The organism is Streptomyces sp. NBC_00631, from assembly GCF_045206895.1.
In the GTDB taxonomy this organism is placed as follows: domain Bacteria; phylum Actinomycetota; class Actinomycetes; order Streptomycetales; family Streptomycetaceae; genus Streptomyces.
On sequence record NZ_CP107734.1, the window covers coordinates 3,629,501 to 3,654,553 of the forward strand.

The 25,053-nt window shown below is 73.0% G+C and carries 15 protein-coding genes; 2 read left to right on the top strand and 13 right to left on the bottom strand.

What is annotated here, in order from left to right; translation table 11 throughout:
* Positions 1-15: 15 nt before the first annotated feature.
* The 4 genes from OHB00_RS16695 to OHB00_RS16710 form a co-directional block, all read right to left on the bottom strand.
* Positions 16-1,812: an HEXXH motif domain-containing protein gene (locus tag OHB00_RS16695; RefSeq protein ID WP_406435689.1), complete on the bottom strand. Its 1,797-nt coding sequence runs from the start codon at positions 1,810-1,812 to the stop codon at positions 16-18.
* Between the two features lie 22 nt (positions 1,813-1,834).
* Positions 1,835-2,011, bottom strand: coding sequence for a hypothetical protein (locus OHB00_RS16700; protein ID WP_406435691.1), 177 nt, complete (start codon positions 2,009-2,011; stop codon positions 1,835-1,837).
* Positions 2,012-2,093: 82 nt separating this feature from the next.
* The gene (locus tag OHB00_RS16705; protein WP_406435693.1) at positions 2,094-3,194 is read right to left on the bottom strand and encodes an effector-associated domain 2-containing protein; all 1,101 of its coding nucleotides are present in this window, start codon (positions 3,192-3,194) and stop codon (positions 2,094-2,096) included.
* Positions 3,191-4,213, bottom strand: coding sequence for a hypothetical protein (locus OHB00_RS16710; protein ID WP_406435695.1), 1,023 nt, complete (start codon positions 4,211-4,213; stop codon positions 3,191-3,193). The genes OHB00_RS16705 and OHB00_RS16710 overlap by 4 nt, the downstream gene beginning before the upstream one ends.
* Before the next feature lie 329 nt (positions 4,214-4,542).
* Between OHB00_RS16710 and OHB00_RS16715 the strand changes: the two genes are divergently transcribed.
* A complete protein-coding gene (locus OHB00_RS16715; RefSeq protein WP_406435696.1) occupies positions 4,543-5,877 on the top strand; it encodes a cation:proton antiporter in 1,335 nt (444 codons plus the stop codon).
* A gap of 85 nt (positions 5,878-5,962) precedes the next feature.
* On the opposite strand, the gene fxsT is transcribed toward OHB00_RS16715, so the two are convergent.
* The 3 genes from fxsT to OHB00_RS16730 are packed head-to-tail and all read right to left on the bottom strand — an operon-like array spanning position 5,963 to position 13,103.
* Positions 5,963-10,543: an FxSxx-COOH system tetratricopeptide repeat protein gene (gene fxsT / locus OHB00_RS16720; protein ID WP_406435697.1), complete on the bottom strand. Its 4,581-nt coding sequence runs from the start codon at positions 10,541-10,543 to the stop codon at positions 5,963-5,965.
* Positions 10,543-11,643, bottom strand: a complete 1,101-nt coding sequence (locus OHB00_RS16725) for a MoxR family ATPase (protein ID WP_406435698.1) — start codon at positions 11,641-11,643, stop codon at positions 10,543-10,545. Before OHB00_RS16725 ends, fxsT begins: the two co-directional genes overlap by 1 nt.
* Positions 11,640-13,103 (bottom strand): effector-associated domain 2-containing protein, encoded by a 1,464-nt coding sequence (locus OHB00_RS16730; protein ID WP_406445820.1) that lies wholly within the window; start codon positions 13,101-13,103, stop codon positions 11,640-11,642. The genes OHB00_RS16725 and OHB00_RS16730 overlap by 4 nt, the downstream gene beginning before the upstream one ends.
* Before the next feature lie 447 nt (positions 13,104-13,550).
* On the opposite strand from OHB00_RS16730, the gene OHB00_RS16735 reads away from it, so the two are divergent.
* Complete coding sequence (locus OHB00_RS16735) at positions 13,551-15,290, top strand: dolichyl-phosphate-mannose--protein mannosyltransferase (protein WP_406435699.1); 1,740 nt, start codon at positions 13,551-13,553, stop codon at positions 15,288-15,290.
* A gap of 19 nt (positions 15,291-15,309) precedes the next feature.
* Here OHB00_RS16735 and OHB00_RS16740 read toward each other — a convergent pair whose 3' ends face one another.
* The 6 genes from OHB00_RS16740 to OHB00_RS16765 form a co-directional block, all read right to left on the bottom strand.
* Positions 15,310-15,921, bottom strand: a complete 612-nt coding sequence (locus tag OHB00_RS16740; protein WP_406435700.1) for a DJ-1/PfpI family protein — start codon at positions 15,919-15,921, stop codon at positions 15,310-15,312.
* A 63-nt stretch (positions 15,922-15,984) separates the two neighbouring features.
* The gene (locus OHB00_RS16745) at positions 15,985-16,398 is read right to left on the bottom strand and encodes a hypothetical protein (RefSeq protein ID WP_406435701.1); all 414 of its coding nucleotides are present in this window, start codon (positions 16,396-16,398) and stop codon (positions 15,985-15,987) included.
* A gap of 32 nt (positions 16,399-16,430) precedes the next feature.
* Entirely contained in the window at positions 16,431-20,651 is a 4,221-nt protein-coding gene (locus OHB00_RS16750; RefSeq protein ID WP_406435702.1) for a hypothetical protein, read from the bottom strand.
* On the bottom strand, positions 20,648-22,885 hold the full coding sequence (locus OHB00_RS16755) for a DUF3488 and transglutaminase-like domain-containing protein (RefSeq protein WP_406435703.1): 2,238 nt from the start codon (positions 22,883-22,885) through the stop codon (positions 20,648-20,650). The genes OHB00_RS16750 and OHB00_RS16755 overlap by 4 nt, the downstream gene beginning before the upstream one ends.
* Complete coding sequence (locus OHB00_RS16760) at positions 22,882-24,084, bottom strand: DUF58 domain-containing protein (RefSeq protein ID WP_406435704.1); 1,203 nt, start codon at positions 24,082-24,084, stop codon at positions 22,882-22,884. The genes OHB00_RS16755 and OHB00_RS16760 overlap by 4 nt, the downstream gene beginning before the upstream one ends.
* Positions 24,081-25,049, bottom strand: coding sequence for an AAA family ATPase (locus OHB00_RS16765; protein WP_406435705.1), 969 nt, complete (start codon positions 25,047-25,049; stop codon positions 24,081-24,083). Before OHB00_RS16765 ends, OHB00_RS16760 begins: the two co-directional genes overlap by 4 nt.
* Positions 25,050-25,053: the final 4 nt, after the last annotated feature.

The window sequence follows — 25,053 nt, forward strand, 5'->3', positions numbered from 1 at the left end:
CCCGCCGGCCGCTTCTCAGGTGCCGGTGCCGGCGGCCAGCCAGCGGGCGACGTCGCGCGGGTCGGCGCCCGTGCCGGTCATGCGGAGCTCGCGGTGCACCGCGCGGGGCAGTTCGGGGCGGCGCAGCAGCGGGCGATCGCCGAGGGCGAGGACCAGGCCGGTCCACGCCTCGGCGTCCTCGGGGTCACCTGCCAGCAGGCGGGCGTAGGCCTCGGAGGCGGCGGGGTCCCCGGCGACCAGCGCGCGGTCGGCGGCGGACGGTGCGGGCCAGTCACCGTCGGACGGTACGGCGAGGCCCTGCCGGACGAGTCCGGTACGGGCCTGGGACCAGGGCGCGGCGAGATCGGGGACGACGGTGGACTCGGCGATGCGCCCGTCGGCCGCGGCACCGGCGGTGAAGGCCCGGGCCAGGGCCCGGACGTCGTCCGGGGCGGGGCTCAGATGGCGGACCCGCCAGCCGGTGCGGTGGTCGGTGGCCACGAACTCGGCCAGGGCGGCGATGTCCGGCCGGATCCGGCCGTCCGACCACCAGGCCGGCAGCCGCGCGGCCATGCCCCGCAGGAAACGGCGGCCGTGCGCGGTCAGGGCGGGATCGGCGAGCAGGGTGCGGATCGCGTCCTGGGTCTGCCGCCTGCGCAGCGCGAACTCGAACTGCGCCAGCGGACGCCCGTCCGGCGGCACGTGGTCCAGGTACCTGCACCAGAAGTCGGTGATGCCCAGGAAGGCGTAGGCGCCCTGCAGCAGGCCGCTCAGCGGGCGCGGGTCGTTGCGCCAGGGGGCGTAGTGCCGCTCGGTCCCGTCGTCCCGCTCCAGTGTCAGCAGGTGGAGCAGGGCGCCCAGTTTGGTGTGCTGGAACTCGTGGACCAGGGTGACCGCGAAGCTGACCGGATCCGGGGGCAGCGAGGAGAGCAGGCCACCGAAGGCGTCGCCGGAGGAGGCGCTGAGGACCGTCCAGGGCGGAGCACCCCGTACCTCCGTGATGGTGCGCAGCCCCTCGGCCATGGCGGCGGCCGTGCCCGGGTCGCTGCCCGCGAGCAGGTCCAGCGCGCGGCCGAACCGCTCCCGCCAGTGGGCGAGTCCGTCCTTGTCGAGACGGTGCGGGGGCAGCGGTTCACTCAGGTCCCGGTAGGGGTCGATGTCGTCCAGCCAGACGCTCACCGGCCGGCCCGCCGCGTCCGCCCGCAGGCTGCGCAGCCCCTGCCACCCGGGGGCGTCACCGTCGGGGGTCCCGGGCGGCTCGGGCGGGCCCACGCCGATGCCGTACGGGTCGACCTGCAGCCGCCCCGCCGCCACGACCACCTCCGCCGTCCCCCACCGCGGGCGGTCCGGCAGGCGGGCCAGCCCGAGGGCCGGGAACATCGCGGTGCCGTCCCGCAGCGGCACGGTGGTGCGCAGCGGCAGCCCGGCGCGCAGCGCGGCGACCGCGCACACCGCGTGCAGATGGCCGAGGTCGGTCCAGAGCGGCCCGTCGCCCCAGGCCCGGTGCCTGAGCCGGCGCAGGCTGTGTCCCAGCCAGATGCCGACCTGCGGGTGCAGCAGCAACTCCCCGAAGTCCTCCGGGGACCGCTGCTGAGCCGCCGTCAGGGTGTCCCACGCGGTGTCGACGGGTGGCAGCGGGCCCAGCGCGCCGGAGGTCTCGGCGATGGTGTCGAGCAGGGCCCTCAACAGCAGGAGCCGCCTGCTGTACTCGGTGGTCCACAGGAAACGAACCGCTTCCGGACCGCCCCGGCCCGCCGCCAGATCGTCGAAATACGCCGAGGGAATCACGTGGTGATCGGCATGGGCGGATGCGGAGCCTCCGTCGGCCTGCACGTGTCTCCTTCCGTAGGGACCGTCAGTCAGCCCGTCCGGGCGCTCCGTCTCCGAAGTTGATCCGGAGCCGTTCGACCTGGCGCAGCAGCCGGTCCAGTGCACGCGCGTAGACGTCCGGATGTCGCGACCGAAGGTCGAGGAGCGCGGTGTCGCTCACATCGGGCAGTTCGGATCGCACGGAGTCCGCGGACGTGTTCATGCTCCATCCCCCTGAGAACGTCCTCCCGTTGGTTTCATGATGACGCATCGACCAGGTGCCGGGAAGACCGTGATCAGGCCGGTCACCCCGCTGACCCGGGCGGCAGCCGGCGGGCCGCCCAGTCCTTCAGCTCGCCCTGCGCCAGCGAGCCCGGGTCGAGCGCCCCGAGCGCCTCGACCAGGGCGGCCAGGCCTCCCGGGTGCAGACGGCAGGTGCGCACGATGCTGATGATGTCGGCCCGGGCCGCGCCCAGCCGGGGGATGGCACCGGCCAGGTCGACGGGCAGCATGCCGATGACGAGTTGCCGCTGGTCGCGGTCGGCCAGGGCGGGCCACCCGGCCAGCAGCGTGACGAGTTCGGACAGGGCCGCGTCCGGCACCGGTTCCTCCCGGCGCCGGGCGGCGGGGAAGTCGTAATGGCGTACGTCGCCGGCCTCGGACCGGTACCAGAGCGAGGTGGGCCGCTGTCCCCCCTCGGTGAAGCGCCCGATGACGGTCCGGGCCACCGCGTTCATGTCGGGTGGCCAGTTCTCGTCGTCCGAGGCCTCCAGCGTGGCCAGCACGGCCCGGGAGAACGCCCCGGTCCGCCGCACCGGGTCGTTGACCGCTCGCTGTCCCGGCCCGGAGGCCAGCAGCACGAACTGCTCCCGGCCCGGCAACCGGTCGCCGCGGGACGGGAGTTCGCCGGGGAGGGAGCGCGCGAAGCCCAGGTCCTCGACGAAGGTCTGGCAGGAGTCCACCAGCCAGATCTGGCGCCGGAAGCCGGGCAGGGCGTCGGTGGTGAGGGTGGTCAGCCAGGCGTCCAGGTCGAGGTTGCGTTTGTCGTCGGCCGTGGCGTCGGCGTAGAAGAGCCTGCGGTGCCCCTGCGGGTCGGTGACCCCGTGGCCGCCCCATACGACGAACAGCAGGTCGCCCTCCAGCGCGGGCAGCCGGCGGGTCAGCACCTCCTGCACCGCCTCACGTCCGGCGGGACCGGCGGTCGCGTCCACCTCGGGCCCGCCGGTTCCGGGCAGGGCGTCCAGCAGCAGGGAGATGTGGGCCGCGGGGACTCCTCGGCGGCGCAGCCAGGCGGTGAAGCGGCGGGCGTCGGCGGCCGGGCCCGGCAGGTCCCAGGACGGGCCGGCGGCATAGCGTTCCACGCCGACGACGACGGCGTGGGTCCGGTCCGGGCGCACGGCGGTCACGGCAGCTCCTCGGCCAGGACGCGGTACAGCTCGGGGTTGCTCCAGTAGGCGCTGTGGGAGAGCGGGAAGGGCTGGCGGCTGTCCAGGGCGATGTCCACGACCCGGCCGGGGAAGACCCCGGCGCCGAGGTAGCTGAGCAGGTCCCGCCGGTCGTAGACGTTGAGCCAGCGAGGTACGTGCGCGGGCAGCGGGCTGCCGTGCTCCAGGCTGGGCAGGGCGCCCAGTTCGTACAGGAACGGGGCCTGTGAGCCGACGGTCACCAGCAGTGCGACCTGCGGCAGCGGCCGCAGCACCAGCAGGTCCAGCGCGGCTATCCCGCCGAGGCTGTGGGCGAGGAGCACGACCGGCGGCTCCGCCGCCGCCACGGCCGCCGCGACGGCCTCGCGGATCGGGCCGCCGCGCGCCAGGTAGAGCAGCACGTCCCCGGCGGCCGGATGGGCCGCGTCGGTGAGCGCCGACCGCCGCTTCACCGCCTGGGCGGAGGCCAGGCCGAGGGCCAGCCGTCCCGTCAGCCGCTTGATCCGCCGGGTCACCGGGCCGCGGTGGGTGCCGGGCTCGTCCCCGGTCGCGGCGGGGCCGGGGAGCAGGGCGGCGATCCGGGCGACCGCCGCGTCCCGGGCGGTGCCGTCGAGGGCCGGCGCCGGTTCCTGCCGTTCGGTCCGGCGGCGCACCGCCTCGGCCACGAAGGCCCGGGCCAGTTCGGCCGGGCCCGCGCCCTCGGCCGGGGCGCGCAGGAAGCGGCGGCAGTCGTCGGCGGTGAGTACGGCGGCCACGGCGGCGGCGAAGTCCGCCGGAAGGCCCGCCGCGCCCAGCGGCCCGCGCAGCCGGTCGTCCTGGGCGAGCGCCAGGGCCGCCGCGGAGAGGGCCTCGCCCGGCGGTCGGGTACCCGGTGCCGATTCGGTTCTCCCGGTGGTTTCCGCGGTGAGCAGGCGCAGTTCGAGGAGCGGGTCCAGATAAAGCAGTCCCCAGAATTCGACGTCCTCGTCGGGATACTCCTCCGGCGCACCGGGGGCGCCCACCCGTGGTAATTCACGCCCTGTCCCGTACCCCGGCACGGAAATACCGTTCGAATGCAGTACCGATCCGGCACTTCCTCCCCAATAGCAGGAAGATATCCGGACTTCGGGCCGTAACGGCCGTAATCCTTGCCGTACGGCATCCACGGTTCCGCTGAAACCCGGCTCACGCACGCCGGTGCCGTGTACGAATAAGACCGTCGTCACCGCCGACCCCCCGCCCTCGAACGGCATATTCCGAACGCGCCAAGAATAGGTCAGTTGCCCCGACACCGGCTACACTGCGTGTGAACTACGCTACAGGGTGCGGCACTTGCCGAAGGGGGATGCCGGTGAGCATCGACTCCGCTGTTACTCACGTCGTCGCAGCTCTCGCGATGGTGATCGCCGCCTCCTCGGCCCTGGGAGCGGCGGCCCGAAAACTCCGCCAGCCTCCCGTCATCGGGCAGTTGGTCGCCGGCATCGCCCTCGGTCCCAGCCTGCTGGGCATGGCCCCAGGCGGGGTGTACGAAACCCTCTTCCCGGACCAGATCAAGCCAATTCTGACTTCCGTGGCCCAGGTCGCGCTGGTGCTCTTCCTCTTCGCGGTCGGCTATGAACTCGACCTCGGCCAGCTGCGCAATCGCGGCGCGGTGACCGTCATCTCGCTGAGCGGGTTCGTGATTCCCATGCTGATCGGGGCCGGCATCGTTCTGCTGTATCCCGGAGGTTTCCGTTCCGCGAACGGCGGGCATCCGGTCGACGCGACATTCATCCTCTATATGGCCGTCGCCCTGTCCATCACGGCGGTCCCCGTACTGGCCAGCATCATCAGGGACCAGGGGCTGGCCGGCACCGGGCCCGCCACGATCGCGATGGCGGCCGCCGGTGTCATCGACGCGCTGAGCTGGCCGGTGCTGGCGATCGCCCTGATCGGCGGCGAGAACGGCTCGGTGGGCGCCTGGGCCGAGAAGGTGGCGCTGCTGGCGGCGTACGTGCTGGCGATGTTCCTCGTCGTGCGGCCGGCGCTGAAGTGGTGGATGCACCGCCCCCGTGCCCTGATGACCAATCACGTCCCCGTCGCCGCCGCTCTGGCGCTGGCCTCGTCCTGGGCCACCAGCGCGCTCGGACTGCACGTGATCTTCGGCGCGCTGCTGGCCGGGATCATCATGCCCCGCCAGTCCGACGGCGCTCCCGACAGCCAGGTGGTGCGCCCGCTCCAGGAGACCGGCGGCCTGCTGCTGCCGGTGTTCTTCACGATCTCCGGGATGTCGGTCCGGCTCGGCGGGTTGCACGGCTCGGACCTGCTGCTCCTGCTGGTGATATGCGCCGCCGCGGTGGTGGGCAAGGTGGCCGCCGGCTCCCTGTCGGCCCGGGGTGCCGCCCGGATGCCCTGGCGTGACTCGCTGCTGATCGGCGTGCTGCTCAACACCCGGGGGCTCACCGAACTCATCGTGCTCAACGTGGGGTTGCAGGCCGGAGTGATCGGCCCCCGGTTGTACGCGCTGCTGGTCGTGATGGCGCTGCTCACCACGGCCGCCGCCGGACCGCTGATCGGCCCGCTGCACCGCCCGGCCGGCGCCGCGCCCGCCGAACGCGCCGGGACCGGCACGGCCACCGGCGACGGGCAGACCCCGGACACCGGGCAGGCCCCGGCCGTGGACGCCGAGCCGACACCGCAGTCGTAGCACCACCGCTGCCTCAAGCCGCCGACCGGGACCTGAGCCCGGTCGGCGGCCTCTGGCGGAACGGCCCGGAGCGCCCTGGAGCCGCCTAGAACGGCACCGGGGCGATGTCCGCCTCGGCCCGCCGGCTGCTGGCGGCGGCGACGGTCGCCGGGTGGCTCTCGCCGAGCGTCCGCCGGAACCGGGTCAGGGTGTCGGTGTGCAGCACCGTCGCCTCGTCCACGCGGTCCAGCGCGCGCAGGTCCAGCGCGACGTTGTTGGCGCAGGCCAGGGTGGTCGGATGGTCCTTGCCGAAGATGCGGGTCAGGATCTCCAGGGACTTCTGGTCCAGTTCCAGAGCCTCCTCGTGGCGCGATCCGGCGCTGTGGTGATTGGCCATACCGAGGGCCGTCGTGACCGTGAGGACGTGCTCGTCACCGAGCGACTCGCGCATGCCCCGCAGCGCGACGCCGACCTGTTCACCGGCCGCGTCGAGATCGCCGAGGTGGCGCAGGGTGATGGCCAGGTTCGTGCGGGCCGACAGGGTGTAGGGGTGGCCGCTGCCCAGTTTGGCCATGTAACGCCGGAGCGTCGCCTCGCCCAGTTCCCTGGACCGCGTCAACTGGCCGTCCTGCCGGAGGTCGACGACCAGGTTGGCCGCGGAAGCGATGGCGTCCGGATGGTCGGCGCCGTAGCGGTTCTCGAACTTCGACAGCGCCAGCTCGCCGAGCTGCACCGCCCCCTCGTGGTCCCCGGCGCGCCGACGGCACACCGCGAGAACACGGGCGCAGCTCACCGTCGAGGGGTTGTCCTCGCCGTAGGTCGCGATGTAGCGGGCGTAGACGTCCTCCTGGTGGACGACGGCGCCCGGGTAGTCACCGGTCTCGCGGATGTCGATGGAGAGGTTGCTGAGGGTGTTCAGGGTGTCGAGGTGGTTCTCGCCCAGCGCGAGGGCACGCAGCCGGGCGGTCTCCGTGTCGTACTCGCGGGCCTCCTTGTACAGGCCCATCAACCGCAGCCCGACGCCCAGGCTGTGGGCCGCGCGAAGGGTGGCGGGGTCGTCGTCGCCGAAGGCCCGCAGGCAGCGGTCGTAGACCGAACGGTTGATCTCCAGCCCCTGTGCCATCTCGGCCCTCAGCCGCAGCCCGCTGGTCAGCTGGATGAGGGCGTCCAGGGTGCCCTCGTCGTCCTCGCCCGCGACCCGGATGTAGGTGTCCGCGGTGCGCTGCATCATGGCGGCGGCTTCCTCGTACTCTCCGACCATGCGCAGGAGATAGGCCAGCCACTTCGCCATTTCCAGCGTCTGCTGGTCCTCCCCGCCGAACTTCGCGGTCCACACGTCCAGCGCCTCGCGTGCCATGGAGACCGCGCCTTCGTGGTCGCCCCAGTAGTAGAGGAACTCCACGACGCCGCGGATCAGGCCGCGCACCCAGGGCGAGTCGCACTCCACGGCCCGCGACACCGCGATGTGCGGCAGCAGCTGCTGGTAGCGCGGCCACAGTTCCCGGGAACCGGGGCTGTTGGGGTTGGCGTCGGCGAGGAGCAGGTGTGCGCCGTGCCGCATGTCCGCCTGCTGCTGCGGGGACATGCGGTTGACCAGGACCGCCTGGACCAGACGGTGCAACTGGATGGTGTCGTGCCGGTGCTCGATGCGGGCCAGGGCGTAGACGTTGATCTCCCGGATGGCCCGGCCCAGCCTGATCGGGTGGCGCAGGGCCTCGTCGAGCTCGGGGGCGATGGTGCTCCGCGAGTTGTTGAAGAGGGAGCGCGAGATCGGCTCGGGGGCGAAGAACGAGCAGACCTGGAGGAGCTGGAGCGCCGCGGGGTTGCGCTGTTCGAGCTGGCGCAGCGAGACGTCCCAGGCGGCGGCCACCGACATGGGGTAGTCCGGCGACGGGACGAGTTCCAGCATCAGCTCGGCGATCTTCTCCCGGATCAGCCCCAGGTACTCGTCCACCGCCATGCCGGTGACGGCCTGCCAGGCCGCGGCCTGCTCGATGGCGAGCGGCAGGTCGCCCAGCTCCTCGGCGAGCAGGTCGGCGTCGGCGTCGGACAGGTCGCGGGCCCGGCGGCGCAGCAGGGCCTTGCTCTCCTCCCGGGTGAAGACGTCCACGGAGAGGGTCCTCGCCACCCGGTCCCACTCCTGGTTCCGGGAGGTGATGAGGATCTTCCCGGTGCCGCCGGTCGGGAAGTAGGGGCGTACGGCCTCGACGTTCTCGGCGTTGTCGAACACCAGCAGCCAGCGGTCGAACGGCTCGCCCCGGCGCAGGGCCTCGCGGACCGCCGGGACCGCCCGGTTGGCTTCCGTGCCCACGTTCAGGCCGAGCCGGTGGGCGAGTTCGGTGAGCGCGGTCAGGATCATCGTCGGCTGTTCGGACGGGATCCACCAGATCACGTCGTACTCGGACGAATGCCGGTAGACGTATTCGATGGCGATCTGGGATTTCCCGACACCGCCCATGCCGTGCAGGGTGTGGGGCAGCACCGCCGAGGTGTCCCCCGTCAGCAACTGGTCGTGCACCTGAGCGAGGAGTTCCTCGCGCCCGGTGAAATTGGGGTTGTTCGGTGGCACGCTGCCCCAGACCACCGGTACGGCGGCACGCTGCTGCACCTGGCGCGACTGCGGCTCGGCCGGACCCGGGACCACCCTGCCAGGTGATGAGAGTCCGGCGCCCGGCTGACCGTCGGGACTCGGGGCCGGAATCTGCTGCACCGGAGTCCCGCTGACGGAACCCCCGTCTCCGCGCTGGTGCTCACTGGCAGTGGTGTCGGTCATATTCAGGCCGTCCAAATCGGAATTTTCATGTTTATTGCTGACATCGTGACCTATTTGCCGCGAATTCTCGATGATAGACGCACCCGCCGGAGCCCTCTCCAGAGCCGCGCTGAGCCGGCGGGCTCGCAGCAGATAGGGCCCCGAGAGGGCGCGCAGCACGGCCAGCTCGACACGCACGAACGGCAGGTTGTCCGCGGTCACTTGCGGAACCGGCTCGGCCTCGGGGGCGAGCAGCGCACCGTGCAGCCCGCGGGCGGCCTCGAACCGGTCGCCGTAGAGCTCGGAGACCGAACTCACCACCCGGGCGGTGTCCGCGCGCATCGCGCCCGCCAGCAGCGCCTCGCGCGCCCCGTCGACGAACTCCAGCGGCGCGGGGGCGGTGCCGCCGTGCGGCGCGGTGGACGCGGGCTGCTCCAGCAGGCCGCTCAGGAAGAGCTCGGCGAGATGGGCGGGCTGCGCCTCGGGCACCAGTCTGCGCTGCACGTCCCGGACCAGGCGGGGCTCCAGGATGGCGGCGGCCAGATGGGTGGCCAGCCGGAAGGCGGTGGGGGTGGCATGGCTGCGGAAGCGCCGGATGCGCTCCTGCACCGAGGGCGCCGAGGGCGCCGAGGGCACCGGAGTGGCGAGCGGCGACTCGGCGGCGTCCCCCTCGGACGCCTCGGACGCCTCGGACCCGTCGGGTGCGTCGGACTCCTCGGGCGCGTCGGGCGCCCCGAGCAGCAGCACCGGGGCCTCCACCCAGTCGGACTCCGCACCGGCCACCAGAGCGGCCCAGCGGCCCAGCCAGCGCGCGTCCAGCTCAAGGACCGGCACCGCCGCCGTCCAGTCACCGGGCGGCGGGTCGAAGGGGTCGCGCCACTCGGCCGGTAAGTCCACGGCCAGTTCGGTGGTGCGGGCCCCCGCGCGGGGGCTGCGCAGCCGTGCCTGCCGGGGCGCCAGCGCGGTGCGGTGCCAGTCCCGCTGGGACAGCAGGTGCACCACGGCCACCGGCCCGGCCGCCGCCCACAGCTCCAGCGCCTGCCGGCCGGCCGCGGTCCGCCACAGCGGTCCCAGGCCGTCGGTCAGCACCAGGATGATCCGGCGGCCGGTGCGGTCCACCAGTTCGCCGGGGACGCCGAGGACGTCGTGCTCCGGGTACGGCCCGCGCAGCACCGCCTCCGGCCCCCGCGGGGTCTCGCGCAGGCCGAGCCGGCGCACCCGTACGTCACGGAAGGCGCCGAGCCGCTCCGCCACGGCGGCGAACTCGGCGACCGTCTGCTCCCAGATCACCATGGTCGCGTGGTCGTCCACGACCAGCACCAGGTCGAAGCGGCGCTCGTCCGCCGGCCGGGTATAGGGCATCCACAGGCCGTCCTCGGCGGCCCGTTCGGCCGTGGTCTCCTCATCCAGCTCGACCTCGAACGCGGAGGGCGTGAGCTGCTTCAGCGCGCGCAGCGCGCGGGTGATCCCCGCCGCGTCCCGCAGATCCGGCAGCGCCGCCACCGGCCCGGCCGCTTCGGCCCGGACGTGCCGGGCCGCCCGCTCCTGTCCCGGTTCGGCGGGCAGGAACGGCAGGAACACCACCTCGCCCGTGTCACCGGTGTGGCGGGCGTCGTCGGTGTCATGGATGTCATGGGCGTCGCCGGGCAGCTCCGGCACCGCACCGTCGGCGGCGTCCTCGCGTGTCGTTCCGCTGCCGGTCCCGGCTGACCGGCCACCACCGGCCCCGCCCCGCGCGCCCCCGCCCGTCCCGCCGGACGCCGGCGGCCCGCCGGGGGGTTCGGGCAGCCCGGAGAGCCCCGACAGCCCGGTCGGCCGGGGCTGCGGCGGGCGGTCCGACGCCGGCAGGCGCGCCGCCAGCGTCTGGTACGCGTGCAGCCAGAGGCCCTCCGCCACTTCGAAGGCCTCCGGACGGGCACGCGAGTCGTCACCCATCAGGGCGCCCCCGACAGTTCACGCCAGAGGGCCTCCAGCAGCTCGGCCCAGGACTCGTCGTCCTCCCGGACCCCGGCCGTCCGCAGGAACACCGCGTTGAGCAACTGGTCGGTCGCCAGCCCGCCGTTCTGCCGGCTGCGCTCCACGAACGCCCGGATCATGTCGTCGTACCGGCCCTCCTGGTCCCGGAAGTGCGCGGCGATCATGGCGGCCAGCTGGTCCTCGCGGGGCGGGGAGACGTCCAGCCGGACGCAGCGGCGCAGGAAGGCCGGCGGGAACTGCCGTTCGCCGTTGCTGGTGATGACGACGAACGGGAAGGCCCGGCACCGGACCCGGCCGTCCGCCACGGTGACCGTGGTGTCCGGGTCGTCGGTGAACACCCGCGCCCGGCTCTCGTGATGGCGGGCGCGGACCAGTTCCGGGATGTCGTACGAGCCGTTCTCCAGCACGTGGAGGAGGTCGCTGGGCAGGTCGATGTCGCTCTTGTCCAGCTCGTCGATGAGCAGGACGCGGGGCAGCTCGTACGGGAGCAGGGCGGTGCCCAGCGGGCCCAGCCGTACGAAGTCCCCGATCCGGGCCCCGGTGCCGCCCTCCGGTGCCGCCTCGGTGGTGGATCCGCCGTCGGGAAGGTCTGCCGGGCCTCTCCCGAGGGACGCCTGGGCGCGGCCGATGGCGTCGTACTCGTACAGCCCGGAGCGCAGGGTGCTGCGCGAGGTGATCCCCCAGTGCAGGACGCGGCCCAGGCCCAGTTCGCGGGCGACCAGGTAGGCCAGCGTGGACTTCCCGATGCCGGGCCGGCCGGTCACCAGCAGCGGCCTGCGCAGCAGCAGAGCCGTGTTGATCATGTCGATGTCGTGCGGGTTCTGCCGGGAGGTGGTGCGGCCCGCGCTGCCGAGCCGGCGGTCGGTCTCGGCGCTCTCTGCCGGTACGGGCGGCAGCACCGGGCCGCCGTCGAAGGCCCGCCAGCCGGGCGGCGGAGGCAGCACGTCGGCGAGGCGGATGTCGGGCAGCGGCTGCCCGGTGCCCCGGTAGATCCACCAACTACGGTTGACAGGACCGCCGTTGCGGCTGTTCTCGACCGGATGCTGGACGCGGTTCATGAGGTCCCCTCGTCGTCGTGACCGCCGCGCACGCTGCCGGGCTCCGACGCCGGGTCCCCCGGGTCCGCGGACCAGTCCACCATCCGGTTCGGGTCGTCGAGGAGCACCGCGAGGTGACGTCCGGTGTGCGCGTCCCGGTGCCCCGCCGCGGCGGTGGCCGCTTCGTTCCTCAACTGCCGTACGCGCTGCGGCAGTTCGGCGGCCGTTCCTTTCAGCAGCTTGTCGACCCGTTTCTTCAAGTCGCCCGGGGGCGTGGGCCGGCGGTCCCAGACGGCCAGCGGTACGCCGGCCCGCAGCGCGGCTTCGAGCATGGCCTGGCGGCCGCCGGGTCCGGGCAGCGGCGGCGCGTTGAGCGCGACCGAGACCAGTCGCTCGTCGGCGGCGAGCATGCTGTTCCACCGCACGGGGTCGTGGCCGCGCTCGCCCGTGGTGTCCCAGTGGCAGACGATCCGGGAACCGGCCGTCATCTGCTGCCAGCGGTTGCGCCAGCGCCGGTGGTAACGCCGGGCCCGCATCCGTTCCAGGCTCCGCAGCGCCACCGGGTAGTCCAGGCACAGCGCGGTGGCGGACGAGGAGTGGGAGGCCATCGGCAGCCATTCCATGGGCTGGTTCAGCAGCTGGAGCGGCAACACGAATTCGAGGACCGGTCTGCCGGGGCGCTCGCCCCAGTCCTCCTCGACGTCGCCGACCAACTGCTCCACCGCGGCCTCGACTTCGCCCAGGGCCACGATCTGGTCCTCTCCTCGCTCCGGCCGCCATGAGCCCGGACGCCGCTGACGCCAGTGGGAGAGCAGGTACTCGTCCGAGCTCATCCCGTGCTTACTCAACTGGACAACGAGACAGGCGGGAGCCGGTTCCGCCGCTCCGCGGGCGATCTGTGAGCGGAGCGCTTCGAGGGGTTTCGCCAGGTCAAGTCGCTTGCTCTGGTCGTCGTTCCAGCCGCGCAGGTCGTCGATGACATGCCGGTCGACGCCGGACGCCGCGCCCGCCGCGATCGCGTGCTCGACCAGGGCCAGCACGGGAAGCAGGCCGTCGGGGCGGGCGTTGGCCCCGGCGAGGAAGTCGAAGGCCTCCTGGAGGGTGGCGACCGGGTGGGCCGGGAGCGGAAGGTCACCGGCCGCCGCGTGCAGCAGGCCCTGCGGATCGGGATGCGGGAAGCGGCCGAGCAGCGAGCGGGCTCGGCGGAACTCGGCTTCGGGCAGTACCGCCAGAACCGGGGAGGCCGAGACGAGCTCCGCGATCCTCAGTACGGGAATGGAGCCGGGGTCGTACACCTGGAGGGTGTCCACCAACACGGAAAGCCCGGTGGGCCGTTGCCAACAGGCCCGGGCTATCTCCATTATGTCGTGCCGCTTCCGGTCGTGTCGCCGGAGGTTGGCCAACTCGGGTAACCGGCCCGCCAGCATGTCGATCAAGAGATCGCGCCCTCCCGGTGCATCGAGTCCCGACACCGCGCACATCTGCTCTACCAGCTCATGCTCGAATCCCGCCGCATGACCGCCGTTTCTCACACTGAACAAGCGTCCCCCCGTCACGGCTCCAGTGTCCCCCAACTCCCTCCCGTCGCAGGGCAGTCCGGGTGCTGTAGCCCTGGCTCCAGGGTATGGCCCAGGCCTTACACGTGGCCACCCCGGAACGGCCAATCACCGGCACGGCATCCGCCGTCCGGACGCCGCTTCGCGGCCCGCTCCGGGCACGGCCCGGGGCTGTCCGGCGGATCAAGTCGCAGGAGAGCAGCGGTGACTGTCAGCCGTGGTGAGCGGGGGCATGGGAGTCCCTCCCGCGCGAGCTTGTTCGAGCGTGGGGGAGCGTCCGACTGCAACGCCGGTGGGGGACCCCCTCTGGGGGAGGGCGTGCCCGCCCCCCGTCTGCGGCATGATCCGCCGGACAGCCCTTAAGGTCGTCCGGTGACGAACAGCAGCGCGACGCGGTCCCACGACCTCGACGGCATACGTCCGGCGGCGCCGGCGTCCCCCGGGTGGCAGGACCGGCTGCGCCGGTTCGGTTACGCCGGGGCCCCGCGCGCCGGTACGCACACCGGTGTCCAGGAGCGCCTGGTCCCGCCCTTCCCCGAGCCCGCCACCCGCGTCTGGCGGCTGCTGGGCCTCGGCCCGGCCCGGGCACAGGGCCTCGCGAAAGCGATGGAGTGGCTGGGCCCGCTGCTCGTCACCGCCCTGGCCGGCGCCCTACGTTTCTGGCGTCTCGGCCGGCCGCGGGACCTCGTCTTCGACGAGACGTACTACGCCAAGGACGCCTGGGCACTGCTGCATCTCGGGTACGAGGGCACCTGGCCGGACCGCAAGATCGCCGATCCGCAGATCCTGGCGCACCCCCAGGTGATCTCGCTCTCGGACACCGGCTCCTTCGTCGCGCACCCGCCCACGGGCAAGTGGGTCATCGCCGTCGGGGAGTGGCTGTTCGGCCTCGACCCGGTCGGCTGGCGTTTCATGACGGCGGCCCTCGGCACCCTGTCGGTGTTCATGCTGTGCCGCATCGGCCGCCGCCTGTTCCGTTCGACGTTCCTGGGCTGTCTGGCCGGGGCGCTGATGGCGGTCGACGGCCTGCACCTGGTGATGAGCCGCACCGCCCTGCTCGACCTCGTCGTCATGTTCTTCGTGCTCGCCGCGTTCGGCTGCCTGCTGATCGACCGGGACCAAGCCCGGGCCCGGCTCGCGGCGGCCCTGCCGGCCGACGCGGACGGCAGGGTCCGCCCGGACGCCGGCACCGGCGACCGGGCCACCACGGGCCGGCGGCCCTGGCGCCTCGCGGCCGGCGTGCTCCTGGGCCTCGCGGCCTCGACCAAGTGGAACGGCCTGTACGTCCTGGTCTTCTTCGTGGTCCTGACACTGCTGTGGGACGTCGGCGCCCGCCGCGTCGCCGGGGCCCGCCACCCGTACCGGGCGGTCCTGCGCCGGGACCTCGGCCGGTCGGTCCTCGCCCTCGTCCCGACCGCGGTCCTGACGTATCTGGTGGCCTGGACCGGCTGGTTCCTGTCCGACGACGGCTGGGGCCGGCACTGGGCGGACGGCCGCGGCGGCACCTGGTCGTGGATACCGGCCCCGCTGCGCAGCTTCTGGCACTACGAGTACCTGGTGTACCAGTTCAACGTCGGCCTGCACACGCCGCACAAGTACCAGTCGAACCCCTGGAGCTGGCTGGTCCTCGGCCGTCCCGTGCTGTTCGCCTACGACTCCCCGCAGCCCGGCCAGGACGGCTGCTCCACAGCGGGCTCCTGCTCCCGCACCGTCCTCGCCCTGGGCACCCCCATGCTGTGGTGGTCGGCCTGCTTCGCCCTCGCCTACCTGCTGTACCGGTGGGCGCTGCGCCGGGACTGGCGGGCCGGCGCGATCCTCTGCGGGGTGGCGGCCGGCTACCTCCCCTGGTTCCTGTACCAGGACCGCACGGTGTTCTCCTTCTACGCCGTGGTCTTCGTGCCGTACCTGTGCCTGGCCGTGGCCATGATGATCGCGGCCGTGCTCGGTCCGCCGGGCGCGACCCAGCGGCGCCGGCTGCGGGGCGCGGTGGCCGCCGGGGTGCTGGTGCTCCTCATCGCCTGGAACTTCGTCTACTTCTTCCCGATCTACACCGGGCAGACGATCCCCTACAGCGGCTGGCACGCCAGGATGTGGCTCGACACCTGGATCTGAGTCCCACCCGCGGCCGGGCTCAGCCCAGTGCGGCGGCCTCACCCGTGCGGACGGCACGCAGGACACGGTCGACGGTCTCCCGCTGCTCGCCGACGGGGGCCGTGTAGCCGACGACAGCGCGCACGGCCTCCTCGCCGAGGATCCGGGAGATCACCCAGGCGCCGAGATACTGGGAGGCCATGCAGCCGCCGGCCGTGGCGATGTTCCCCTCGCTGTGGAACGGCGCGTCCAGCACGGTGACGCCGCGGGCCTCGACGAAGGGCCGGCTGACCGGGTCCGTGCACGCGGGCCGGCCGTCCAGCAGGCCGAGCCTGGCCAGCACGAGGGCGCCGGAGCACTGCGAGCCGATCAGCTGACGCCCGGGGTCCAGGGGCAGCCGGGAGACCAGCCGGTCGTCGGCGACGACGTCCCGGGTCCGCACCCCGCTGCCGATCAGCACGCCATCGGCCTCGGCCACGAACTCCAGCGGCCGCTGCCCGGTCACCTCGACGCCGTTCATGGACGTGACGACCGGGGCGGGCGTCGTGATGAACGCCTCCAGCCCGTCCTTGCGGCACCGGTTGACCAGCGCGGCGGCGATGAAGGAGTCGAGCTCGTTGAACCCGTCGAAGGTGACCACGGCTACCTGCATCGCGCCTCCCCTGCTCCGGCACCGGCTGCCCACCCTACGACGCCGGGGACTTGTGACGCGCGGTCAGGAGTGAAGTCCGCGCTGCTGGTCCGGTTCCCCGGTCAGGGCTGCGGGCCGGGACGGCTCGGCGGCCGTCTGCACCGTGGTCAGGAACGCCTGCAGCGCGGCGGTGGTGTCCGCCGGCAGGCTCCTGCTGTCGAGAGTCACCACGGCCGAGCCGTCGGTCTGCTTCCTGAACGTGAGGCGCAGCCGTCCCCGCCGGGTGTGGAGCCAGGTGACCAGGACGCTGGTCAGCATGGTGCAGAGGTCGGGGGCGACATGGACGAGCAGACCCGTGAGTTCACCGCCCAGCGCGCCCTCCGGGACGGGCTCACGGACCTCCTCCACCCTGCCGACCACGGACTCCTGGTCGAGCACGTGGCGCAGATCGCGCAAGTCGTCCGAGTCGTCGTTGAGTTGCTCGACGAGAAATGTCATGTGTGTCCTCCAGTGGCTGGTGATGCGGGAGATCAGGTGCCCGGGCAGGCCGAGTCCGCGTTTCCGGGGGCGTAGCGCGGCCACAGAGCCGCGACCTGCGGAGTCAGCGGGGCCGCGCAGATCCGGTCGATGAGCGAGGCAGGCGCCAGATCGGAGACCCGGACCGTGTGGTCCTCGGCCGCTGTCAGGAGAACGCCCCCCGGCCCGAAGCCGATCCCGGTGATGGGGGCCGCTCGTGCGGGCAGGTCGACCGCCGACGTGGGCGTGGTGTGACCGTCGAGAAGGATGAGCGTCACACCTCCGCGCTCGGTGCCGACGGCCAGGACGGTGTCGCCGGGATCGAGGGCCACGGCGGTGACCGTCGCTCCGGAGTCGGGAGTCACCGAGATGGTGACCGCGTCGTCGTCCGTACCGCTGGTGAGCGTGACGGTCGGGCCGTCGCTGGTGACGGTCAGGTGGTGGTGCGTGCCGGAGGCGGAGACGGCGTCCGGGTCGAGAGGTGTGGTGGGAGTGGGTGCGGGGCTGGCGGCGCCTCCGGTCAGATCCCAGGTTCTGCGTACGCCTTGGGTGTAGGTGACGGTGAGACGCTCACTGCCCGGGGCGAATCGCAGGGTCGAGACGGACCGGGCTCCCGGCGGAGCGGGCAGGGCCGGCCGGCGTCCTGGATGCCGGGGGTCGTGAAGGTCCCACACGGCCACACTGCCGTCGCCGGTACCGACGGCGGCGACGGCGCCAGAGGGGTCGACGGAGACGGGACCCGGCATCTGTGTCGTCGTGAGCTCCGCGACCAGGCCCGGCTGTCTCAGGTCGGTGAGGTCCCAGACGTGGGGCGGGGTGCCGCGGACGGCGAGAAGACGGCCGTCGGCACTGAACTGGCCGGTCCTGGAACCGTGCACTTCGCCGGACGGGGTGTCGATGACGGTGATGCGCGACGCACCGTGCCGCGCGTCGAGTCCCCAGAGTTCGGTGGTGGCGCCGAAGACCGCCAGCATGCTGCCGTCCGCCGAGAAGGCGCAGGACACTCCCCGGGTGATGAAGCCGGCGGTCTGTGTCGTGGTCCGGCCGGAGGTGACCCAGATCCGGGTCCGGTCGGCGACCTGGGCGAACAGGCCGCCTCGCGGGCTGAAGCAGACACTCACCGGGGCGGACGCCCGGTCCAACGGCAGCTTCGAGGCCGGTCCGTGAACCGCTCCGGCTTCTCCAGAGGGGTCGACGGAGTGCAGGGCCCACGAACCCCGCAGATCACGGACGGCCAGGGTCGCACCCTCTCCGGTGAAGCGGGCGAACGATCCGGGAAGCGGCGCCAGCCTGACCGGCCGGGGACCACCGGCCGTACGCCACACTTCGCTGCCGTCCGTGGTCGCGGTGCCCGCGTCCGCGCCGTGATCGGCGGCGACCGCGAGGAGGGTGTCGTCCGCACTGAAGGTCAGCACGTACGTGTCCGCATCCGCGGTGCCCAGGGAGGTGGTGGTGAAGGAGCGTGGCGCAGCCTGTGGAGTCCTCAGGTTCCAGAGTCTGACGACCCCCTGTCCGTCCGTGCCGGCGAGCACGTCACCGCTGTGGCTGAAGGCCAGGCCCGCGGTGAATCCACGGCTGTCGGGCAGGACCGTGGTCAGGTGGCCGTCACCCACGGCACCGACAGCGACGCCCCCGTCCGGCTCCGCGGTCGCGACCCGCCGGTCGCTGATGACGACCTGGCTGCCGGACAGCCGGCTGGTGAGCCCGTCGGAGACACCGGTGGGGCGGGCCTCGGCCGCGGAGCGCAGCAGCGCACCCCAGGCCTGCGGACCGGGTGAGGCACGGTAGGCGGCGACGGCGAGCCTCGCGGCGAGCTCCGGATGGTCCTTCTGCACCGAGTCCGCGGCCGACGCCAGTCGGCCTGCGGCCTGCGCGGACCGGACCCCCTGCGCCGAGTCGTTCTGATGACGTCCGTACGCCAGCCCCGCCCCGCACGCCAGCAGCGCGACGGCGGCGACGGTCGCGCTGAACCGGTGCAGGGCCTCGGACCGGCGACGGCGGCGCGCCTGTCTCGTCCACCAGGCCATGGTGGCGTTGAGGTACTCCCAGTCACCCGGCGACAGACCGCTTCTGTCCCGTCTGCGGACCGCTTCCGCGAAGTCGTCGGGCAAGAAGATGTCCGGTGTGAGGTTCCCGTGGTCCGAGCCCTCGCCGCGCCAGTCCCGGGCCTGTTTCTGGATGCGTTCCCGGACGATGTGCCATTCCCGGTCCTCCTGCACCCATCGGGTCATGCGGGGCCAGGCGGCCAGCAGGATCAGATGGGCCAGGGACACACCGGACGCGCCGTCGACCACCAGCTGGTGTGTCGCGAGTGTCTCCAGGGTGCGGGCCGCCAGGTCGTGATCCGGCGGGTCGACTGAGTTCGCGGCGCGGTCGAGCAGAACCTCCCTGGGAACGGTCCTCAGACCGAACGGCCGCTGCCCGCTGATGTCCACCAGGTCGAGCAGCAGCACCCGGGCGATCGCGTGAGCGGGCTCCTCGATCCGGTGGAAGCACTCTTCGGCGGTCTGGCCGATGACGCCCGTCAGCCCGCCGCAGCTCTGGTAGGCCTCCAGCGTCAGACGGCCCGGCGACCTGTGCCAGGTGGCCCTCAGCGACTGCGCCAGGTGGGGCAGCAGTCGGGACGGAGTGAATCCGGCGGTGCCGCCGCCGTACGGCGACTGTGCCGCGGCGGCGAAGTCGGCGCAGATACGGGCGACGAAGTCGGTGTCCGGGACGATGCCCTCCATGCCGGCTGGTCCGACCACCGCCTGCCTCACGTCGGAGTCGCCGAACAGCGGCAGGATGTACTGGTTCACCGTCAGGGCCTGCCGCAGCCGGTCGTCGGACTCCGAGAGAACCGCCGCGAACTCCGCCTGGACGGCGAGCAGAACCCGTACGCGTACCCGCTCCCCCGCGGGATCTCCATGGACGGAACGCCGCAGCGACGGAATCTCCGTTCGGGCCAGGGCACACAGCGCGGTGACGAAGGCCGCGCGCTCACCGGGATCGACATCCGGATCGAATGCCCTCTCGAACTGGTCGACGACCACCAGCAGTTCGGGCGGCCTTCCGTCGGCATCGGCACGGCCCGTCAGCACGTCCCTGACGACCGATCGCACGCCCCGCTCGCCCGAGCGCAGCCGCGTCTCCACGTCGGCCACGTCCATGGCCTGTCCCAGGTCCGCCAGGTGACGTGCGAGGGCGTGCAGCGGGCGGGGCGCCGAGGGCTCCAGTACCGCGGTCACCCGCGAGGTCGCCGCTCCCTCCGGGGGCAGACCCGCCAGCCGGGGCAGCAGCCCGGCGCGGACGAGTGACGACTTCCCCGATCCCGAGGGGCCGTTGAGGATCAGCGGCAGCCGGGGGGTGCCGAGGGGGGTGAGTCTGAAGGCCAGTTGGTCGACGCAGTCCTCACGGCCGTGGAACCAGTCCCGTTGCCGCTCCGTGAAGGCCGCCAGACCGGGATAGGGACACACCCCACTCGGCGCCGCACTGCTGCCCGCCGGCAGCTTCTCCCGTTCCAGCGCGTCCGGGTGGGGGTTCGCGGCCAGGCACAACTCCCCCGCGGTCCCGTTGGCTCTGGGCGTCGGAGTCCCGAGGGGGGTGGTCCTGCGCAGCACCTCGCTGAAGGTGTCGAGCCTGACGGTGGGGCCGAACTCGGGGGCCCCACGCTCCAGCAGGTCGATGACCCGGCCGCCGAACACGGTGCGGTCCTGGTCCGGTGGTGCCAGCGCGCGCTGGTCCCTGGCCGCGGCCGCGAGGAAGTAGTACGAGTCGAGTCCGGCGAGCTCTTGATGACCCCTGTTGGCCTCGCAGCAGTCGAGGACCACGATCAGCGAACTCGGCCGCGGGTCGCCCCGCCGTACCGTCTCCACGACGTCCCTGAAGCTGACCTGCGAGTAGCCCGCCAGCGGGCCGAACGTGTGCGGAGGCGCCGACCGCCTTGTCATCAGCCGGAGCCGCCCGTTGTCGCCCGGCGCGGCATGACCGACGAAGTACAGCAGCAGTACGCCCCCTTTCGCGTCCGTGACGGCGTCGTCCACAGCCGTGAGCAGGGTCCTGGGCTCATCGGGGTCCAGCAGCACGGTGACGGCGTCCGGGGCCATTCCGCAGCGGCGGAGCAGCACCGAACGCAGGCCCTCCAGGGTCGGACCGGCAGCCCTGACCGCCGGCCAGCCTTCCGCTTCGTAGGTGCCGCAGCCGATCAGCAGGGCGTGGGCCCGCCCCGCGGCGAGCACGCCGATCGGGTCTGTCACGTGTGCCCCCCTGTCCGTGGCCGGTCGGACGGGCGGGTGCGCGCTGCCGGTACCGCGTGCAGGGAGCGTCGCAGCGCGCTGGCACGGGCACGCCGGACCAGGGTGCGACCCCGATCGGCGATCTCTGCCTCCAGTTGCCAGGCTCCGTCGGCGTCGGCGTCGGTCATCCGGGGCCAGTGCGGGTGGTGCCGTGCCTCGCCGGCGTCGGGTTCGCCGTAGCGGGCCTGGGTCGCCAGTACACCCAGCGCCGTGAGCTGCGGCGCCAGCGACTCCCGCGCGTCCGCGCGCAGCGCGTCCGCGATGCCCTCAGGTCTGCGGGGCGCCTGCCGGGAGATCAGCCGCTGTCTGGCCAGCCGTGCGGTGGCCACCTCCCAGGCACCCTCGACCCGGCCGACCGGAGTGGAGCGCCGTTTGGCCCGGAGCCGACGCAGGCGCGGGGCGGCCGCCCAGGTCCAGGCCGCGGCGGCCGCAGCGATGACGCCGGCGACCGTCAGCAGGATCCCCCAAGGGACGGTCCTGCGCCCGACGCCTCCGGTGGCGCCCGCCGGGGTGGGCGGCGGCGGGCTGGGCACGGCGGAGGCGGACGGCAGCCGGCTCGGACTGGAGGTGGGCGTCGGGGTGGGTGTGGGGCTGGGCGGTCGCAGCGTGGGCAGAGGAAGGGCGGCCGCGGGCCCCGCCGTCGGCCGGGGCAGGATGTCGAACGGCAGCCAGCCGACGCCTGTGAACCGCACCTCACCCCACACGTCGACGTCTGCTCCGGTGACGGTGCGGGAGGCGTCCGGCGCACGGGTACCCGCGGTGAATCCGACGGCGACCCGGGCGGGCAGGCCCATCTCCCTGGCTCCCAGCGCGAAGACGGTGGCGAAAGCCGCTGCCGGCCCCTGCCCGGTCGCGAGCAGCCGAGCGGCCCCGCCGAGCGTCTGGTCCTGCGCTTCGGCCGGACGGTAGGCGTAGTGCGAGGCAAGGCGCCTGGCGAGTGCCCCGGCCCGCTGGTAGGGCGTCGCGGAGGCGGGCAGCGCCGAGATGCTCCGGCTGACGAGTTCGGCCAGATCGGCGGGGGCGTTCGCGGGGAGGGCCAGGGTGGTCGGATCGGACCGGTCAGGGACCAGGGTGTCGTTCAGGTACCTCGTGACGTTCGGCCGGCGCGGCACGGTGGCCCGGTAGCCGCTGCCCCGCCGGAGCCTGCGCTGGGCCAGGACGGTTCCGTCATGCCTGCTCACGGTCACCGGCACTCCCTCGACGGCCACCGCGTTTCGCGGCAGCGGCAGATACGGCCCGGTCAACGCCTCGATGCGTACGTCCGTGCTGCCGACGCCGGACGTGACGCGCCCGGTTCCCGACAGGTAGGCGAGGGACGCCGAGGAGACGAAGCCGCCCGACGGCTGCCACTCGACTCCGTCGTAGCGATCGAGATCGGCGAGGACCCACCTCTCGGGGGCGGTTCCCGTCGCACGGAAGAGGGTCTGGCGCGGCCGGGACACCCAGGTCGCGGCCTGGGCCAGCGGGTCCAGGGCATTTTGCGGAGCTCCGCCGGCGTGGCGGACGACGTCGTGGGGCAGCCGTTCGGTGAGCCAGGGGGTACCGGTGGCGAGCGCTGTGGCCAGGACCACGCATCCGGTTGCCGGCAGGACGGTGCCCCATCGCCACCGCGAGTTCCCCGGCAGCGGCCCGGATTCCCGGCCGGCGAGGTCGGCCGCGACGGCGAGTGCGAACACGACGCCCGGAACGATCGCGCCCGCAGTCTGCGGCGCGCACATCAGCACACCGACGACCAGCGCTCCGGTCGGCGGCAGCAGCGCCAGGGCGTCCGCCCTGGCCCGCAGGCGGAGTTCGACGGCCGACACGGTCACCGCCCAGGTCAGCGTGAAGGGCGCTACCAGGGCCTCCGCGTCGCCGGAGGCCGGAAGACTGACTCCCAGGCTGGACCACACCCCGGCCTCCGCCGAGGCGGCGTCCCGCGCTGCTCGCAACAGCCCGTGCGCCGCCAGGACGTCGTGGAACAGCAGTACGGTGCCGACCGCGCATCCGAGGACCGTCAGAAGGGGCAGGTCGGCTGCCGGGCCCCATCCCGGGCGGACCCGTCGCAGGGCGGCGACCGCCGCCGTGGGCACGGCGACGCCGACCAGCACGGGAAGGGCCAGGTCCGCGTAGCGGAAGGCCGCTCCGAACGCGAACCCCGAGGCCGCGATCGCCACCACCAGGAAGGGCAGCCGGCGACAAGGTGACCCGCTCATCGGAACACCTCGGTCCTCGCCGTCCACTGGGAGATCGCCCCCCGTGCGTCGGCGGCGTCGATCAGGGACGCGCCGCGGGCCCGCGCCCACCGCTCCACCGGTTCGGCCGGCCGACGCGGCCCGATGCACACCAGGGTGAGCCGCATGGGAAGCGCCGAGTCCCGCAGGGCGCTCAGCAGTTCCGCCCCCGGTGCGCCGGTGACGATCGTGCAGGCGGCGGCGCCCACGAGCGTTCCGCGGACCGACCGGCCGAGCACATGCGCCCCGCCGGGAATCGCGCCCGGCACGGTGGCCCGCGGCTGCACGGAGACGAAGGCACTCGCGACGTCGTGTTCCGTGCACCGGTCGCCGGCCGACCACGTCCACACCCGTGAGCCGTTCGTCGTGCCGAGTCGCAGGGCCAGACCGACGGCGGTGGCGGCCGCGACGACCGAGGCCGAGAAGTCCACGGCTTCCTCGAAGTCCTCGACGGCGGCGTAGGAGGCCTCTGTCGTGTCGTGCAGAACGACGACTTCCGGTGCGGGCGGAGTGACCTGTCTGCGGACCAGGATCTCCCCGGTACGACCGCTGTTGGGCCAGTGGATCAGCCGGATGTCGTCTCCGGGCTCGTACGGGCGCAGGGTGTCCGACTCGCCCCGGTCGGCCGCGGTGCCGCGGCCGCCCACCGACGACCGCGCCCGGCCGGGCGGCCGCACCCGGCCGACAGGGAGCAGCGCGGGACGGACGAGCAGCGCACTCGTCCCGCTCGTGCGGGTCACACGCCGGCAGAGGCCGAGCGGATCGGTCTGCGTGAGCACAGGTGGGCCCACCGTCATCGCTCCGTGTCTCGTCGCTCCGAGCACCAGGATCCGTTCCGGGCCGCTCGCGGTCTCCGAAGGCCCGACCGCCGCGGGGACGGCCGGCACCGCGCTGAGGCCGAACGCCGTGCTGCCCAGATCCACTCCGGTACGGAGCAGGAGCCTCGTGGGAGCGAAGCGGATGCGCGCGGTCACGAGGCCTCCCCTGCGCACGGTTGCCGTGTCCAGCGAAAGGACCGCGGTCGGCCTTGCCGCGGTGATCGTCGACAACACCCCCGAGGCCAGCGCCAGCAGCCCGGCCACGGCCGCCAGGCCGAGCGCCGGTGCCGCCAACAGGACCGCGCAGCAGCCCAGTACGAGGGACGTGGCCAGCACACCGAGTCCGGTGCCGGTGATCCTCACCTGGTCGGCCTGGCACTCTCGACGGCGCGCTCGACGATCTCCTCGGCGGTCGTGTCGCGGTATGCCGCGCCGCTGTCGAGTACGAGCCGGTGCGCAAGCACCGGGCCGGCGAGCGCCTGCACGTCCTGCGGGGCGACGAAGTGCCGCCGCTGGCTGGCGGCCCGTACCCGGGCCGCGCGGATCAGCGCGATGCCGGCCCGCGGGCTGGCGCCCAGGCGTACCGAATCGCTGTCACGGGTGCGCCCGAGCACACGGACGACGAAATCGTGGATCTCGTCGTCGACCCGCACCTCCCGGGCGATCTCGATCATCTCCTTCAACCGGGCGCCCATGGTGGTCTCCCACAAGGTGTCGACCGACCTGCGCACACTCTCCTGTTTCAGGATCTCCCGCTCGGTCGCGGCATCGGGATAGCCGATCCGCATACAGATCATGAACCGGTCCAGCTGTGACTCCGGGAGCGGGTACGTGCCCGCGAAGTCGACCGGGTTCTGTGTCGCCACGACCATGAACGGCCGGGGTACGGGAACGGCCTCGCCGTCCGCGGTGACCTGCCGTTCCTCCATGACTTCGAGGAGGGCCGACTGCGCCTTGGGCGAGGCGCGGTTGACCTCGTCGCACAGCACGACGTTCGCGAAGACCGGGCCGGGCCGGAACACCAGCTCACTTCGGCTCTCGTTGAGGATCATCGAGCCCGTGATGTCGGACGGAAGGATGTCCGGCGTGAACTGGATCCGCTGGAACTTCCCCTCCACGGAGCGCGCGACGGCCTGGGCCAGTGAGGTCTTTCCGAGGCCGGGGAAATCGTCGATGAGGAGATGCCCCTCGGCGAGCATCGCGGTCAACGCGAGCTCGATCTCCTGCCGTTTGCCGAGAATGACACGCCCGACATGCTCGGCCAGGGTGCTGAAGCCGTCAGCGAACTGACCGTAGGGGTCGGAGTGCGGACCACGCCGGTAGGACATGCAA

What these genes read in the sequence shown, in the direction of transcription:
- OHB00_RS16755 (WP_406435703.1), bottom strand. Translation starts at nt 22,885, where the DNA reads ATGAGCGGGTCACCTTGTCGCCGGCTGCCCTTCCTGGTGGTGGCGATC.
- OHB00_RS16725 (WP_406435698.1), bottom strand. Translation starts at nt 11,643, where the DNA reads ATGAACCGCGTCCAGCATCCGGTCGAGAACAGCCGCAACGGCGGTCCT.
- OHB00_RS16765 (WP_406435705.1), bottom strand. Translation starts at nt 25,049, where the DNA reads ATGTCCTACCGGCGTGGTCCGCACTCCGACCCCTACGGTCAGTTCGCT.
- fxsT (WP_406435697.1), bottom strand. Translation starts at nt 10,543, where the DNA reads ATGGGTGACGACTCGCGTGCCCGTCCGGAGGCCTTCGAAGTGGCGGAG.
- OHB00_RS16740 (WP_406435700.1), bottom strand. Translation starts at nt 15,921, where the DNA reads ATGCAGGTAGCCGTGGTCACCTTCGACGGGTTCAACGAGCTCGACTCC.
- OHB00_RS16730 (WP_406445820.1), bottom strand. Translation starts at nt 13,103, where the DNA reads ATGTGCGCGGTGTCGGGACTCGATGCACCGGGAGGGCGCGATCTCTTG.
- OHB00_RS16700 (WP_406435691.1), bottom strand. Translation starts at nt 2,011, where the DNA reads ATGAACACGTCCGCGGACTCCGTGCGATCCGAACTGCCCGATGTGAGC.
- OHB00_RS16745 (WP_406435701.1), bottom strand. Translation starts at nt 16,398, where the DNA reads ATGACATTTCTCGTCGAGCAACTCAACGACGACTCGGACGACTTGCGC.